This window comes from Neisseria sp. P0014.S009 (assembly GCF_051958155.1).
Lineage (GTDB): Bacteria > Pseudomonadota > Gammaproteobacteria > Burkholderiales > Neisseriaceae > Neisseria > Neisseria flavescens_C.
Genome location: NZ_JBQCVS010000327.1, coordinates 1 through 212, shown reverse-complemented (window position 1 = coordinate 212; position 212 = coordinate 1). Strand labels below are relative to the sequence as shown.

1 pseudogene is annotated in these 212 nt (G+C 52.4%); it reads right to left on the bottom strand.

From position 1 onward, the window contains the following. Window positions 1-212 (bottom strand): annotated as a pseudogene (locus ACTHS4_RS12830) (IS5/IS1182 family transposase); the annotation flags it as partial.

Genomic DNA, 212 nt, shown 5'->3' with positions numbered 1-212 from the left:
TGTCTTTGCTCGGTGTGGTTTGGCCGCTGACTTGTCCTTCTTCATCGACTTCTATGGCCTGACGCTGTTTGCTGCCGACGGTCTGAATAATGGTGGCGTCAATGACGGCGGCGGATGCTTTCTTTACTTTTAGGCCTTTTTCGGTCAGTTGGCGGTTAATCAGTTCCAATAATTCGGACAGGGTGTCGTCTTGCGCCAGCCAGTTGCGGTAG